The organism is Bacillus sp. ISL-46, assembly GCF_018613205.1.
On record NZ_JAGGQR010000093.1, the window covers coordinates 1 to 11,839 of the forward strand.

An 11,839-nucleotide genomic window follows, 5' to 3' on the forward strand; every position below is an offset into this window, starting at 1 on the left:
GTCCTTCCCCGCATTTGCCCAACGATAGTAGGTAGCGCGCGGCACGGATAAGGCAGATAAAATCGCCGTAACCGTGTACTTCTTACGGAACTTTTCAACGATCTTCAGAACTACTTGTTTCTCAACTCCTTTACCATCTCCAAATACTTTTTTAGAATTTCATTCTCCTGTTTTAGATGAGTATATTTACGTTCTTTCTTTTCCTCTTCACTTAAATTATCTGGTCCCAATCCATATAAATACTGTTTACCAATCGGTTGATCAAAACGATGTATTTCGTTCTCCCTGTACCATTTCATCCATGTCTTTATTTGGGAGACATTCTTAATTCCGTGCTTCTCCTGCCATCTTATCTTTCACTACAGACCATTTTGTTTCGCTTGAATATACGTTTTTGCCCATGCAAAAACACCTCCGATTTTAGTACATAATTTCAGTGTACCATTTCGAAGGTGTTTTATCGTGTCTCATTTTCTTAGGTTAGTCTACCATGCGGGCTTTTTTTTATGGATTAGTTCCCCATTATAAAGCATACATATAGCTTGAAGGGGTGATTTTTTTGGCGAAGTTTCGCAGGCGGCTTCCGAGGAAGGGACCGTTGCCTTTCCGTTATGTCATGCTATTGACGTTTGTCTTTTTTCTATTTTCAACTGCCACCGGCTTATGGCTCGTGAATAAGGGGATTGAGCCGACATTAATGAGAATTGCTACTTCCGAAACCCGTAATATTGCTTCCCTTGTTATTAATAAGGCGATTACAAAACGGACAACAGACACAGGTGAAGAAAATGACGTCATTGTGATTTTACCAAGTGAAAATGGCAAGGCCTCCAACGTTAAACTCAATACAGTTTATATAAACCGAGTCTTAGCGGAAACAACCGCTCAAATTCAAAAAAACCTAAAAGCAGCCAAAAAAGGTGATCTTGCCTCGTTAGAGCAGTTAACGGATGTAGAAATCGAAACGCATAATTCGGAAAAGGAAGAGGGAATTATTTGGTATGTCCCTCTAGGGCAAGCAACAAATATCTCCTTATTAGGAAATTTTGGTCCGAAGATCCCCGTAAAGTTTCATGCCATTGGCGAAGTGGAACCAGATGTTAAAATTGAGACAAAAGATATGGGGATTAACAATACCTGGGTCGATGTTTCCATTCATATCGAAGTATCCGTCCAAATCATCACACCGTTTGCGACTAAAATAACAAAGCTTACCCAAAGTATTCCAGTCGACGGATCACTCATACAAGGAGATGTCCCGCAATTCTACAATAGTGGCGGCGGAGTAACTCCATCAATACAGCTTCCAGATAAACAGTCGGACTCCAAAAAATCGGGGAACTAAAAATAGGACTATCCACCATGGACAGTCCTATTTTTTCCTGGCATTCATCCGCTCCATTCGTTTCCATTTAGCTAAATGAGGGTAGGGATCAAAAGACCATTCGGTCACACCGTTGTCTTTGTACATCCCATAATGTAAATGGGGAGGGAATTTTCCTGAGGTTCCTGGAGGGCCGTACCCTGAGCTCCCTACACCACCAATAATCATACCAGGCTCAACAATTTGGCCGACCTTTAAGTCCTTAGCAAAACCGCTGAGATGGGCAAAGTAATGATAGGTATTATTGATATCACGAATGCCGATACGCCATCCTCCAAACTTGTTCCAGCCTTTCATTTCAATAATGCCATAGTTTGTTGCTCGAACCGGAACACCGTAGCCAGCAAAAATATCGGTGCCTTCATGAATCCTGCGTCCACCCCAGCCGCGGGCAGACCCCCAGGTACTCCGGTAACTGTGATTGCTTCGGATAGGTACTGGGAATACTTGTGTATCTAAATCAATCCGGCCAAAATGTCGATATATTTTTGCTTTTCCAGTAATGATACTAACGGTTTTATCGCGATGATAGTAATTCCATAAGCCGATTTTTATATTATCATGATCAATTCCGTATGAAAGTAGATAATTGGCAAACGAATAAAGGACGTCCTCATCATTTTTAAGACTCGCTTTTCCATCCCCATCCCCATCCACACCTTTTCCATCAAAAAACTGGATGATTGCTGGGTTTTTTTCCAAAGGATTTGGATTGGTTAAACCAGCCCATTCTTCTGGACGAAAATAGATGCCGATTACGCTATCTGGTTTAGGTAAGTCTCTGCGGACCTGGCGGATGCTTCTTTCATATTGATCAATAGCCGCTAAGTAATACCAAGGAATTTGGGTAACCGTTTCAACCTTCTTATAAAGCTTCATTCTTTCTTGATATGGATCAGTTTCGTTTGTTTTTGCTTGAGCCTCCCTGACCGTGAATGAAGTGGTAAAGAATAAAAGAAAGGTTCCGATGATTAGAACAGCCCGCACAAGAATCCTCCTTCCGAGTAATGTACAAGGTTAGTTTATGTTTTCTAAACCATTTCATTATGGTTAATAAATGGTAAACGAGATTTTAGCTGAATCAACATGGTTTACACTAAATAATTTAAACCGATTTGCTTGTCGATATTATTTCAGTATGTTAAAGTGACAACATATAGAAACATATATATATCGTTTCAAGGGGTGTGCTGAACGTGAGTAAGAAAGAAGAAATTCTAAGAAAACCGGAATGGTTAAAAATAAAACTAAATACTAACGAGTCCTATACGGGCTTGAAAAAAATGATGCGTGAAAAGAATCTGCACACGGTTTGTGAAGAAGCACGCTGCCCTAATATACATGAATGCTGGGCAGAAAGACGTACGGCTACCTTCATGATTCTTGGGGATACTTGTACTCGTGCCTGCCGCTTTTGTGCGGTTAAAACGGGTTTACCTACAGAGCTTGATTGGCAAGAACCAGAACGAGTTGCAGACTCTGTTCAATTGATGAACTTAAAACATGTGGTTGTAACCGCGGTAGCCCGTGATGATCTCATGGATGGGGGGGCAGCCATTTTTGCGGAAACGGTTCGAGCGATTCGCCGGAAAAATCCATTTACAAGTATTGAAGTTCTGCCTTCCGATATGGGAGGAAAAGAAGAAAATTTACGTGTATTAATGGATGCTAAACCTGATATCTTAAACCATAACATTGAGACGGTTAGACGGATGACACCTAGAGTTAGAGCCCGGGCTAAATATGACCGTTCCCTTGAGTTTCTTCGTCGGGCAAAAGAAATGCAGCCTAATATTCCAACAAAATCCAGCTTAATGGTTGGCTTAGGGGAAACGAAGGAAGAAATAATCGAAGTTATGGATGATTTAAGAGCAAATCATATCGATATTATGACGATTGGCCAATATTTACAGCCGACAAAAGGTCATTTGAAGGTTGAGAAATATTATAGCCCTGATGAATTTAAAGAATTACAACAAATTGCAATTAGTAAAGGCTTTAGCCATTGTGAAGCAGGCCCGCTTGTCCGCTCATCCTATCATGCAGATGAGCAAGTTAATGCTGCAGCAAAACACAAGCAAATCCTTGGTGAACAAGAAGCACAACAAGCTTAAAACCAAAGAGTTCAGTCAAAGTGACTGAACTCTTTAATTTATTTGTTATTCCTGCCCATAATATCATCGGGTGTGAGTCCATTTTCGTCCTCACTTGCGTTCATTCGCTGTCCTTGTGGGGATTTTTTCATTTGCTTAATTAGCCCATTAACCAAATTCCGGGCGTTCCTGCTTGTGGAGTCAAGGTTTGCGAGATTTTCTACATCCCTCATTAGTACTTTATTGTCAGTAACGAAGACATGGTAATATCTTGGAACGACAGACATCGCCGTTTTCTTCACTTGGTCAGCCGTCAAATTGCGATCTTTTGAATCTGTATCATACGCAATTAATACTTCTTGGTCTGTCACTAGTGTAGCGACATCATTTACATTGGGAATTTCTGTACTGTATTTACTGATGATATTCGCCACCTGTTCACGATTTAGGGCTGTAAAGTGGTCATTAGCCGTATTATCATTCATCAACGGACTCTTTTGATGGCGGACAAATCCATAATTGTTGCTCACGTTACGAACACCACGGCTTGCCCCTTCATTGTAAAGGTCATGCCTTTTATTATTTACATTTATGGTATTACCACTTTCTTCATACACATCACGGTTTCCCATATCCTTAGTGCACCCTGTTAAAGCTGTCATTGTACATAATCCCAAGATTATGACTAATTTTTTCAATTTCAACACCTCCTTTTATTAGAATAGCCATTTAGAGGATTTTTTTTCTTAGTAATTGATGGGGAATCGGTTATAATGGTTAATAGGAATTAGCTGGCAAAAGAGGTGAAATATCATGATTATTATGAACAACACTGTTTATGAAATGGTCCAAGAACATAGAAACGGCTTTAATGAGGAAGCCCTTAAAGCAAGATTTAGTGATATTTTAACAAGGTATGATTATGTTGTTGGCGATTGGGGTTATGGTCAACTTCGGTTAAAGGGCTTTTTCGACGACCAAAACCAAAAAGCCACGTTTGATACAAAAATTAGTACACTAAGTGAATACCTTTATGAATACTGCAATTTTGGCTGTGCATATTTTGTCTTGAAAAAAGTAAAGAAATAAAAGAAGGGTCAGCTAAACTGGCCCTTCTTTTACGTTGTTTCCATATAGGGTGGCTGTTCATCTTTCTCAGGGTCATCGTGTGTTGGATGTGCCCCGTCCATCTGCCGTGGAAGATCTTGATGCAGTGTTTTATTTTCGTAATTAAAGGCGCTGTATGGACGTTGTCCATCTGTCCAAGGTGTGCTTTTGTTTTGAACCGGTTCGTTTTTACGGATTGGAGAACCATAAGGACCTTCCGGATATTCTTCCGCCGTAAGAAAGTTCCTTTGTTTTTCGACGTTGGATAATTCCGTATATTTTTCTTCTTCATTTTTTGTCATGCTTAATCCCCCTTTTACTACTATTATTTTCAAAGGGAGTGTAATTCATGACTACACATTAAATTAATTCCATTAAAAAGGATCTTAATTCCTCTGCATCTTCATCATTCAACTGAAAAGCGTACTCTAAATAGCCTTCCTCTTGCAAATCGTCTAGACCAATGATTGCAAATCGGCTTCCTTGCATATCAAGAACCAGATGTTTTCCGAAATGGCGGTCACTTTGAACAATCGCTAAATCAAAGCGTTGATTTTCACCAACAAAGCTGACAAATCTTGTTTTTGTATCTTCTGTATCATCGTATAAGAAAAAGCGTTCTTTCATCTAACCGTCTCCTTAATAAAAAATACGTATTTTCGACATCTTCTATATAGTAACAAATAAAGTGAATCTAGGGGAGTAAAGAATTTTCCTAAATTTTCACAAGTTTTTAGGAATCGAAAAACACGAACGATGTCAAATTATGTTACAATTAATCTGAATTCTCAAAAGGCTATATCCAATACTTCAACCAGAGTTTGAATCAGGTTATATGTTAATTGAAAAAAAGAATTATTCCATCATGCATTCGGTAGAAATTGCCCGCAGTCAGGCGATTGCAATGGCAGAGAAAAGAGTCAAATCCGAATGGAATGAAATGGTCTATTCCAATTAATGGGGTATAGAATTGCCATGGGCGATACTGGTGCCGGGTATTCTAGTTTGAGTATTATTAGTGAAATCATGCCGGATATTATTAAAATAGATCGTTCCGTTATTCAAAATATTGATAAAAATTCGGTGAAAGAATCGATGTTGCAGGGCTTAATGCTAATCGCACGAGAAGCGGGATCCCTAGTGGTCGCAGAAGGCATCGAAAACGAAGAGGAAGCATCCGTTATTAAGAGAAATAATGTTGACTTAGCGCAAGGATTCTTTTATGCACGTCCAGCAGCGCTTGTAAAAATGTAGCATATAGAAAAATGGAGGTAGTGATACGATGTATTTTGTTGACAGAGAAAAAATTGAAGAAATCTTAAAATATTTAGAAACGCAAATAAAATTATTCTTAAGTCAAAAGGAGTGGTCCACCCCGCTTGAAAAGGCAGCGTTAGAGCGTTTAAACCATATGATGATTGAGTCGGTTTTGGATGTCGGAAATTCGATGATTGATGGGTTTATTATGCGGGACCCAGGCAGTTACGATGACATCATTGATATTTTAATGGATGAAAAGGTGATTTCGGCTGAAACGGGGAAAGGTTTAAAAATCCTGATTCAGTATCGAAAAAGACTTGTCCAATCTTATACGGATGTTGATCACCTGGAACTGCAAGAGGTCTTTTCAAAACATTTACATGAACTGGTTAATTTTGCAGCCAATGTCCGTGATTATCTTGCCAATGAATTAGGCCCGGTTTCGGCGTTTAAGAACTAATGATCAGGCCGTTTTTCGCGGTCTTTTTGTTTTATATGGTCATAATAGATTTTAGGAGTGATGAATCTTGAAAAAGTATCAAGGCTATTTAATTGATTTAGATGGAACGATGTATAAAGGGACAGAGCGAATTGAAGCAGCATCCGATTTTGTAAAAAAACTTCGCGATCAACAAATACCGTATTTATTTGTGACGAACAACTCATCAAGAACACCGGCACAGGTGGCTGAGAAGTTGACCCAGTTTGATATTCCCGCGGATGAGAAGCAGGTTTTTACAACCAGCCAAGCGACAGCTAATTATATCTATGAACGAAAAAATGATGCTTCTGTTTATGTGATTGGTGAAGAAGGCATTCAGACAGCCATAGAAGAGAAGGGAATAAACTTTGGCGGAGAAGATGCCGATTTTGTGGTAGTGGGAATTGATCGGGAGATTAGTTATGAAAAATTGGCGGTGGCTTGTTTGGCCGTTCGAAATGGAGCAACATTCATTTCCACAAATGGCGATATAGCCATACCTACAGAAAGAGGCTTGCTTCCAGGGAATGGTTCACTTACATCAGTTATTACGGTTTCCACACAAACAAAGCCAATTTTTATCGGCAAACCTGAAGCAATCATAATGGACCAGGCCTTAAAGGTACTAGGAACACCAAAAGAAAAGACGTTGATGGTTGGAGATTACTATGATACGGATATCTTAGCAGGTATGAATGCAGGTATGGATACTTTATTAGTTCATACGGGTGTAACGACAAAAGAACTGCTTTCCGGCTATAACCGAAAGCCAACCTATACCGTTGATTCCTTAGATCAATGGGAGATGTAAAAAAGGATGGGGCAACCCCATCCTTTTCTAACCTATCTTTTCTCTTTTTCCTCGCGTGCTGCCCGGTGTGCGAGTCTGCTTGATGCGGCCGCTGCAATCGCACCAACAATATCATCTAAAAAGGTATGGCACTCTCCCGTTGATTTATCATTTAAATGCGCTAAAATCCCTGGCTTTAACTTATCGATGTAACCGTAATTAGTAAAACCGATTGAACCGTATACATTTACAATGGAAAAGGCTAGAATTTCATCTACACCATAGAGGCTTTCATCTGTTCCAATGATGGATTGAAGAGGCTCTTCAAGCATTCCTTTTTCAGCAAGTATATCCAGCTGTATTCCAGTTAAAATTGCGTTCTGTACTTCACGTTTTGAAAGAACGCGTTCCACGTTCGCTAAACAATCTTCCATTTTCAAATTTTCGTGATACTTTTCCTGTAAAAAGAAAACTAAATCAGCGATGTCCTGTACTTCAACGCCTCTTTCTTTCAGCCATCTGCGTGCAGTTACTTCGGTTAGATTTACGTTTTTGTCGTCTGCCATTCCTCTGATCACCTTTTCCATAGATTTTCACTAAATATATACTTTATTATTCTAACTTATGCAAATTCACCTTAAAAAAGAGCATGGATAAACACTTATATTCTCCATCATTTTTCTTCGTTATTCAGGAACAAGTTTTTTAACCTAAATACATATACATGAGGTAAGAAAAGGGAAAGAAATGAGGTGGGACCTTAATGCTTCAGAAAATGCTGGAAAATCAATATGGCATTACGGTGGATGAATATGTAAAATTAGATACTTACGATGCGTTAAGAGGAAATGGCTGGCTCTACTTAATCTCCAAACCAACTGGCAAGGAAGAAGAGGATCTTGCCGAGCTTGAAAAAATATCGCAGCATTTAAGAAATTATGGCGATCAAAATGTCCCCGTCTTTTTGCAATCGAAAGAAGGTCATCTTATTACGACATGGGAACAAAATAAATATTGTGTCTTGGCCAATCGACAAACGGAAGCACAGCGAAAAATAAAATTGGGGAGGAAATTGGCTAGATTTCATGAACGTGGGAGAAGGGTTACCTTTCAAATAGAGAGGTCCAGCAGGATTGGCCAATGGAAGTCATTATGGGAAAAGCGGCTTGAGCAAATGGAAAAGGTTTGGAATGGGCTGCTTTTTCAAACACCTGAAGATGAGTTTCAACGAATGTTTATTGATTCCTTCCCCTATTATCTAGGGTTAACAGAGAATGCTATTCAATATTTAGTGGATACCGAAATCGATGATGAACCATTGGAAACAGATAGCGGCACTGTTTGTCATGAACGTTTTACCCAAAAAACATGGGGGCCACTCAATAATTATATGATAAAAAACCCATTCGATTGGGTCTTTGACCATCGCAGCCGTGACCTAGCTGAATGGACAAGAGAAAGATACCTTCACAATTTCCAAACCTATGATGTGGAATTAAAACGATTTTTTGAAGAGTACCAAAGTATTTCTCCATTGTCGCCTTTTACATGGCGATTATTATATTCGCGCTTAATTTTTCCACTTCATTACTTTGAATGCATCGAGAGTTATTATATAACCACATCGGAACAGGATAAAAAGGTATTGGAGGAGAAGTTAACTAGAATTTTACGGCAGTCTGGCGAATATGAGCGGTTTTTAGCTGGTTTTTATCAACTAACGGATGCGCCCATTAAGACTTTAAAACTTCCCCTATTAGAATGGCTTTATTAAAAAAATTAACATAAAAAAAGCGATTGCCTCAAAAGGCATCGCTTTTTTAAAATAAGGATTATTACTAGAAAACTTGCTCTACTTCAACAATACCAGGAACTTCTTCTAAAAGAGCTCTTTCAATACCAGCCTTAAGTGTGATTGTTGAACTTGGGCAGCTTCCACATGCACCTAACAGGCGAAGTTTTACAATGCCTTCTTCCACATCTACTAATTCACAATCTCCGCCATCGCGAAGAAGAAATGGACGTAATTTATCTAATACTTCTTGAACTTGCTCAAAAATTTCTTGTTCTGCCAAATGAATCGACTCCCTTCCTATAGTTTATATTATAATGTCATCGGCGTTAAAAATCCATTATCAGAAATTAGGAAAACACACATTTAAAGACATTTTCTTTGTTTGTATAGTATAAATAAGGTAGTCAATCTTAAAGGAAAAGGCAGGAATCATATGATGAATAGTCAAGAAGTAGAAATTGTTGTTTATGGAGCGGAACAATTATGCCCAAGTTGTGTAAATTTACCTTCTTCCAAAGAAACGTTTGAATGGCTGGAGGCAGCTATAGCTAGGAAATTTCCGGATCAACCTTTTAAAATGACGTACGTTGATATTTACCAGCCCACTGGGGAGAATGAACAACTCGATTTTGCCAAAAAAGTGGTCGAAGAGGATATGTTTTACCCGGTAGTTGTCATTAAAGAAAAAGTCGTTGGCGAAGGGAACCCGCGCTTAAAAACTATTTTTTCAGAACTAGAGAAATATGGGTATAAAGCAATTTAATGAGAAGAAGCATTCCAACGACATCGGAATGCTTCTTCTTGTTTATTCATCCATTATGATACTTGTACATCCATAAAATCCCAGTTTTCAACATACGGGCGACGCGTCCTGTAATAGCGCGGTCTGCCATCATCCCAAAACCATGCTTTTTCCCCAGGGAACCAAGGATACCCTTTAATTTAATTTGTGGGAAGGAAGCAGGCGGTTCTTCACCTTTCCAACGTCTCTTTAAGACTTCAACAATTTGTTCAGCCTGTCCCTCTGCTAATTGAGCACTTGGTGCATGGGGGAGACTTGCACAATCCCCGAGTATAAAAACATGTTCATCATTTGGTAAATGATGAATTGGGGTAAGGACTAGTCTGCCCATTCCGTCTTTTTCCCCGTCCATATCGCGGACAATTTTATTGGCTTGAATTCCTGCCGTCCAGACAATCACATCGCAATGAATAGGCTGATCGTGATTGTATAATACATTTTCTTCTACCTTGGTAATATTGGAACCGTTGATAATTTCAACATTGTTTTTCACAAACCAATTTTCAACATATTTGCTTAAACGTTCCGGGAAAGAGGAAAGAATATGTTTTCCCCGATCAAATAATTTGATGTTTAGATCTTCACGGCTTTCACTTAATTCACTTGCTAACTCTACACCGCTAAGTCCGGCTCCCACAATACCCACAACCGAGCCAGGTCCCAAATTGTTTAAGACGGAGTAAGTAAGGCGGGACTTTTCGATACTCTGTATACTGTAAGTGAATTGATCTGCACCGGGAACATCATGGTACTTGTCCTCACAGCCAAGACCGATAATTAAATCATCGTAGGCGACGGGTTCTGCATCTTTCATTACGATTCTTCTGTTCATTGTATCAACGGCGATTACTTCACCATATTTTACTTCTAATCGAGGGTGTTCCGGAAAAGCAACACGGACTTCTTTGTCTGAAATCGTGCCTGCGGCTAATGCGTAGTACTCCGTTTTTAAGCAATGGTAGGGTACACGGTCCACAAGAGTAATCGTTACGTCCTCTGGTAAATTGTTGGGAAGAAGTTCGTTTAAAATCTTCATCCCACCGTATCCACCACCTAAAATTACAAGGTTTTTCATTATTATTTCCCCTTTGAATATCCGGTTTTCATATTAAAAAATTGGCTGAATGCAATAAAAAAAAGTAGTGTAATTCTTTCGTTTCTTTACCAAATACGAGTATATCTAAAATGGGTCGAAATAACAACATTATTCATGATTTTCTTGACATCAGCAGGGTAAACATGGTAATTGACGAAGCAAATGAAATAGAGTAGGATATGTAGTTGTGGAGAGGTGAAGGCAATGATTCAACCCATCATTGAATTTTGTATTAGCAATCTTGCTAATGGTGCACAAAAGGCACTTGAAAAATTAGAAAAAGATCCTAACTTGGATATTATTGAATATGGATGTCTTGGATATTGCGGGAAATGTGCAACTACACTATATGCTCTTGTAAATGGCGAAGTGGTAACGGGAAAAACAGCCGATGAGTTGGTAGATAACATTTATCAATATCTAGAAGAAAATCCAATGTTTTAAGAAAAGCGGAAGCGCTAAGTTCAACAGTATGAATAAAATAAGGGAGCATTGCCGCTCCCTTATTTTTTATTATTCCATATATTAGTTAATAAGATTCAATTTAGTTGAGTAGTTTACAATCTGTGTATATAATTTAATAAAAGCCTCATTTAGGGAGGGAAATACAATGAGTAATGAAGTGGTTATTTTAACAGAAGCAGCGTCGCTCCATATTAAAGAAATGATGAAGCATAACGAAGAAGAAGGTGCACTGTTACGAGTCAGCGTAAAAGGCGGTGGCTGCAGCGGTTTGTCTTATGGTATGGGCTTTGAGCATACAGTTAATGAAGATGATCTAACGTTTGAACAATTCGGGATTCAAGTGCTGGTCGATAAAGAGAGTGCTGCAATTTTACAAGGGACGAAGATTGATTTTAAAGAATCAATGATGGGCGGCGGTTTTACGATTGAGAATCCGAATGCCATTGCATCATGCGGCTGTGGCTCTTCGTTTAGAACGGCTACAACAACAGGTACACCAGAAGAATGCTAAAATATTGAACACGGAAAAGCGTCCCGCTGAGGGACGCTTCAGATTGTAGACAAAA

General features: G+C 39.0%; 19 protein-coding genes. 11 read left to right on the top strand and 8 right to left on the bottom strand.

Annotated elements, in window-relative coordinates; translation table 11 throughout:
• Positions 1–110 precede the first annotated feature (110 nt).
• On the bottom strand, positions 111–299 hold the full coding sequence (locus tag J7E67_RS29080) for a hypothetical protein (RefSeq protein WP_214733360.1): 189 nt from the start codon (positions 297–299) through the stop codon (positions 111–113).
• A 260-nt stretch (positions 300–559) separates the two neighbouring features.
• Here J7E67_RS29080 and yunB point away from each other — a divergent pair, with 260 nt between their 5' ends.
• On the top strand, positions 560–1,345 hold the full coding sequence (gene yunB, locus J7E67_RS29085) for a sporulation protein YunB (protein WP_214716993.1): 786 nt from the start codon (positions 560–562) through the stop codon (positions 1,343–1,345).
• 27 nt (positions 1,346–1,372) lie between these two features.
• Here yunB and J7E67_RS29090 read toward each other — a convergent pair whose 3' ends face one another.
• Complete coding sequence (locus tag J7E67_RS29090; protein WP_374102996.1) at positions 1,373–2,371, bottom strand: M23 family metallopeptidase; 999 nt, start codon at positions 2,369–2,371, stop codon at positions 1,373–1,375.
• A gap of 209 nt (positions 2,372–2,580) precedes the next feature.
• On the opposite strand from J7E67_RS29090, the gene lipA reads away from it, so the two are divergent.
• Entirely contained in the window at positions 2,581–3,498 is a 918-nt protein-coding gene (gene lipA, locus J7E67_RS29095) for a lipoyl synthase (RefSeq protein ID WP_214716992.1), read from the top strand.
• 38 nt (positions 3,499–3,536) lie between these two features.
• Here the strand turns inward: lipA and J7E67_RS29100 are convergent, their stop codons facing one another.
• Positions 3,537–4,184, bottom strand: a complete 648-nt coding sequence (locus J7E67_RS29100; RefSeq protein ID WP_374223948.1) for a YhcN/YlaJ family sporulation lipoprotein — start codon at positions 4,182–4,184, stop codon at positions 3,537–3,539.
• 106 nt (positions 4,185–4,290) lie between these two features.
• Between J7E67_RS29100 and J7E67_RS29105 the strand changes: the two genes are divergently transcribed.
• A complete protein-coding gene (locus J7E67_RS29105; RefSeq protein ID WP_066258581.1) occupies positions 4,291–4,566 on the top strand; it encodes a YutD family protein in 276 nt (91 codons plus the stop codon).
• Between the two features lie 29 nt (positions 4,567–4,595).
• Here the strand turns inward: J7E67_RS29105 and J7E67_RS29110 are convergent, their stop codons facing one another.
• Both J7E67_RS29110 and J7E67_RS29115 read right to left on the bottom strand, forming a co-directional pair.
• Positions 4,596–4,886, bottom strand: a complete 291-nt coding sequence (locus J7E67_RS29110; RefSeq protein ID WP_214716990.1) for a cytosolic protein — start codon at positions 4,884–4,886, stop codon at positions 4,596–4,598.
• 58 nt (positions 4,887–4,944) lie between these two features.
• A complete protein-coding gene (locus J7E67_RS29115) occupies positions 4,945–5,211 on the bottom strand; it encodes a DUF3055 domain-containing protein (RefSeq protein WP_088089483.1) in 267 nt (88 codons plus the stop codon).
• A 208-nt stretch (positions 5,212–5,419) separates the two neighbouring features.
• Between J7E67_RS29115 and J7E67_RS31990 the strand changes: the two genes are divergently transcribed.
• The 4 genes from J7E67_RS31990 to J7E67_RS29130 all read left to right on the top strand — a co-directional run bounded on the left by J7E67_RS31990 (position 5,420) and on the right by J7E67_RS29130 (position 7,136).
• Positions 5,420–5,542, top strand: a complete 123-nt coding sequence (locus J7E67_RS31990; protein WP_285290648.1) for a hypothetical protein — start codon at positions 5,420–5,422, stop codon at positions 5,540–5,542.
• Positions 5,543–5,559: 17 nt separating this feature from the next.
• Positions 5,560–5,838 carry an EAL domain-containing protein gene (locus tag J7E67_RS29120; protein WP_251027081.1) on the top strand — a complete coding sequence of 93 codons (279 nt, stop codon included), beginning with the start codon at positions 5,560–5,562 and terminating at the stop codon, positions 5,836–5,838.
• Between the two features lie 28 nt (positions 5,839–5,866).
• The gene (locus J7E67_RS29125) at positions 5,867–6,304 is read left to right on the top strand and encodes a DUF86 domain-containing protein (RefSeq protein WP_214716988.1); all 438 of its coding nucleotides are present in this window, start codon (positions 5,867–5,869) and stop codon (positions 6,302–6,304) included.
• A gap of 67 nt (positions 6,305–6,371) precedes the next feature.
• Positions 6,372–7,136: a TIGR01457 family HAD-type hydrolase gene (locus J7E67_RS29130; protein WP_214716987.1), complete on the top strand. Its 765-nt coding sequence runs from the start codon at positions 6,372–6,374 to the stop codon at positions 7,134–7,136.
• Positions 7,137–7,168: 32 nt separating this feature from the next.
• Here the strand turns inward: J7E67_RS29130 and J7E67_RS29135 are convergent, their stop codons facing one another.
• On the bottom strand, positions 7,169–7,681 hold the full coding sequence (locus tag J7E67_RS29135) for a phosphatidylglycerophosphatase A family protein (RefSeq protein WP_214716986.1): 513 nt from the start codon (positions 7,679–7,681) through the stop codon (positions 7,169–7,171).
• Between the two features lie 197 nt (positions 7,682–7,878).
• Between J7E67_RS29135 and yutH the strand changes: the two genes are divergently transcribed.
• The gene (gene yutH, locus J7E67_RS29140) at positions 7,879–8,889 is read left to right on the top strand and encodes a spore coat putative kinase YutH (protein ID WP_214733361.1); all 1,011 of its coding nucleotides are present in this window, start codon (positions 7,879–7,881) and stop codon (positions 8,887–8,889) included.
• Between the two features lie 64 nt (positions 8,890–8,953).
• On the opposite strand, the gene J7E67_RS29145 is transcribed toward yutH, so the two are convergent.
• The gene (locus J7E67_RS29145; RefSeq protein WP_246869831.1) at positions 8,954–9,211 is read right to left on the bottom strand and encodes a NifU family protein; all 258 of its coding nucleotides are present in this window, start codon (positions 9,209–9,211) and stop codon (positions 8,954–8,956) included.
• A gap of 135 nt (positions 9,212–9,346) precedes the next feature.
• Here J7E67_RS29145 and J7E67_RS29150 point away from each other — a divergent pair, with 135 nt between their 5' ends.
• Complete coding sequence (locus J7E67_RS29150) at positions 9,347–9,673, top strand: YuzD family protein (RefSeq protein WP_214716994.1); 327 nt, start codon at positions 9,347–9,349, stop codon at positions 9,671–9,673.
• Between the two features lie 46 nt (positions 9,674–9,719).
• Here J7E67_RS29150 and J7E67_RS29155 read toward each other — a convergent pair whose 3' ends face one another.
• A complete protein-coding gene (locus J7E67_RS29155; RefSeq protein ID WP_214716984.1) occupies positions 9,720–10,787 on the bottom strand; it encodes an NAD(P)/FAD-dependent oxidoreductase in 1,068 nt (355 codons plus the stop codon).
• Between the two features lie 225 nt (positions 10,788–11,012).
• Here J7E67_RS29155 and J7E67_RS29160 point away from each other — a divergent pair, with 225 nt between their 5' ends.
• A complete protein-coding gene (locus J7E67_RS29160) occupies positions 11,013–11,252 on the top strand; it encodes a YuzB family protein (protein ID WP_088089474.1) in 240 nt (79 codons plus the stop codon).
• 166 nt (positions 11,253–11,418) lie between these two features.
• The gene (locus J7E67_RS29165) at positions 11,419–11,784 is read left to right on the top strand and encodes a HesB/IscA family protein (RefSeq protein WP_214716983.1); all 366 of its coding nucleotides are present in this window, start codon (positions 11,419–11,421) and stop codon (positions 11,782–11,784) included.
• Positions 11,785–11,839: the final 55 nt, after the last annotated feature.

Coding starts and splice junctions, on each gene's coding strand:
- J7E67_RS29080 (WP_214733360.1), bottom strand. CDS start 299: ATGAAATGGTACAGGGAGAACGAAATACATCGTTTTGATCAACCGATT.
- J7E67_RS29105 (WP_066258581.1), top strand. CDS start 4,291: ATGATTATTATGAACAACACTGTTTATGAAATGGTCCAAGAACATAGA.
- J7E67_RS29110 (WP_214716990.1), bottom strand. CDS start 4,886: ATGACAAAAAATGAAGAAGAAAAATATACGGAATTATCCAACGTCGAA.
- J7E67_RS29115 (WP_088089483.1), bottom strand. CDS start 5,211: ATGAAAGAACGCTTTTTCTTATACGATGATACAGAAGATACAAAAACA.
- J7E67_RS31990 (WP_285290648.1), top strand. CDS start 5,420: ATGTTAATTGAAAAAAAGAATTATTCCATCATGCATTCGGTAGAAATT.
- J7E67_RS29120 (WP_251027081.1), top strand. CDS start 5,560: ATGGGCGATACTGGTGCCGGGTATTCTAGTTTGAGTATTATTAGTGAA.
- J7E67_RS29125 (WP_214716988.1), top strand. CDS start 5,867: ATGTATTTTGTTGACAGAGAAAAAATTGAAGAAATCTTAAAATATTTA.
- J7E67_RS29135 (WP_214716986.1), bottom strand. CDS start 7,681: ATGGCAGACGACAAAAACGTAAATCTAACCGAAGTAACTGCACGCAGA.
- yutH (WP_214733361.1), top strand. CDS start 7,879: ATGCTTCAGAAAATGCTGGAAAATCAATATGGCATTACGGTGGATGAA.
- J7E67_RS29150 (WP_214716994.1), top strand. CDS start 9,347: ATGAATAGTCAAGAAGTAGAAATTGTTGTTTATGGAGCGGAACAATTA.
- J7E67_RS29155 (WP_214716984.1), bottom strand. CDS start 10,787: ATGAAAAACCTTGTAATTTTAGGTGGTGGATACGGTGGGATGAAGATT.
- J7E67_RS29160 (WP_088089474.1), top strand. CDS start 11,013: ATGATTCAACCCATCATTGAATTTTGTATTAGCAATCTTGCTAATGGT.
- J7E67_RS29165 (WP_214716983.1), top strand. CDS start 11,419: ATGAGTAATGAAGTGGTTATTTTAACAGAAGCAGCGTCGCTCCATATT.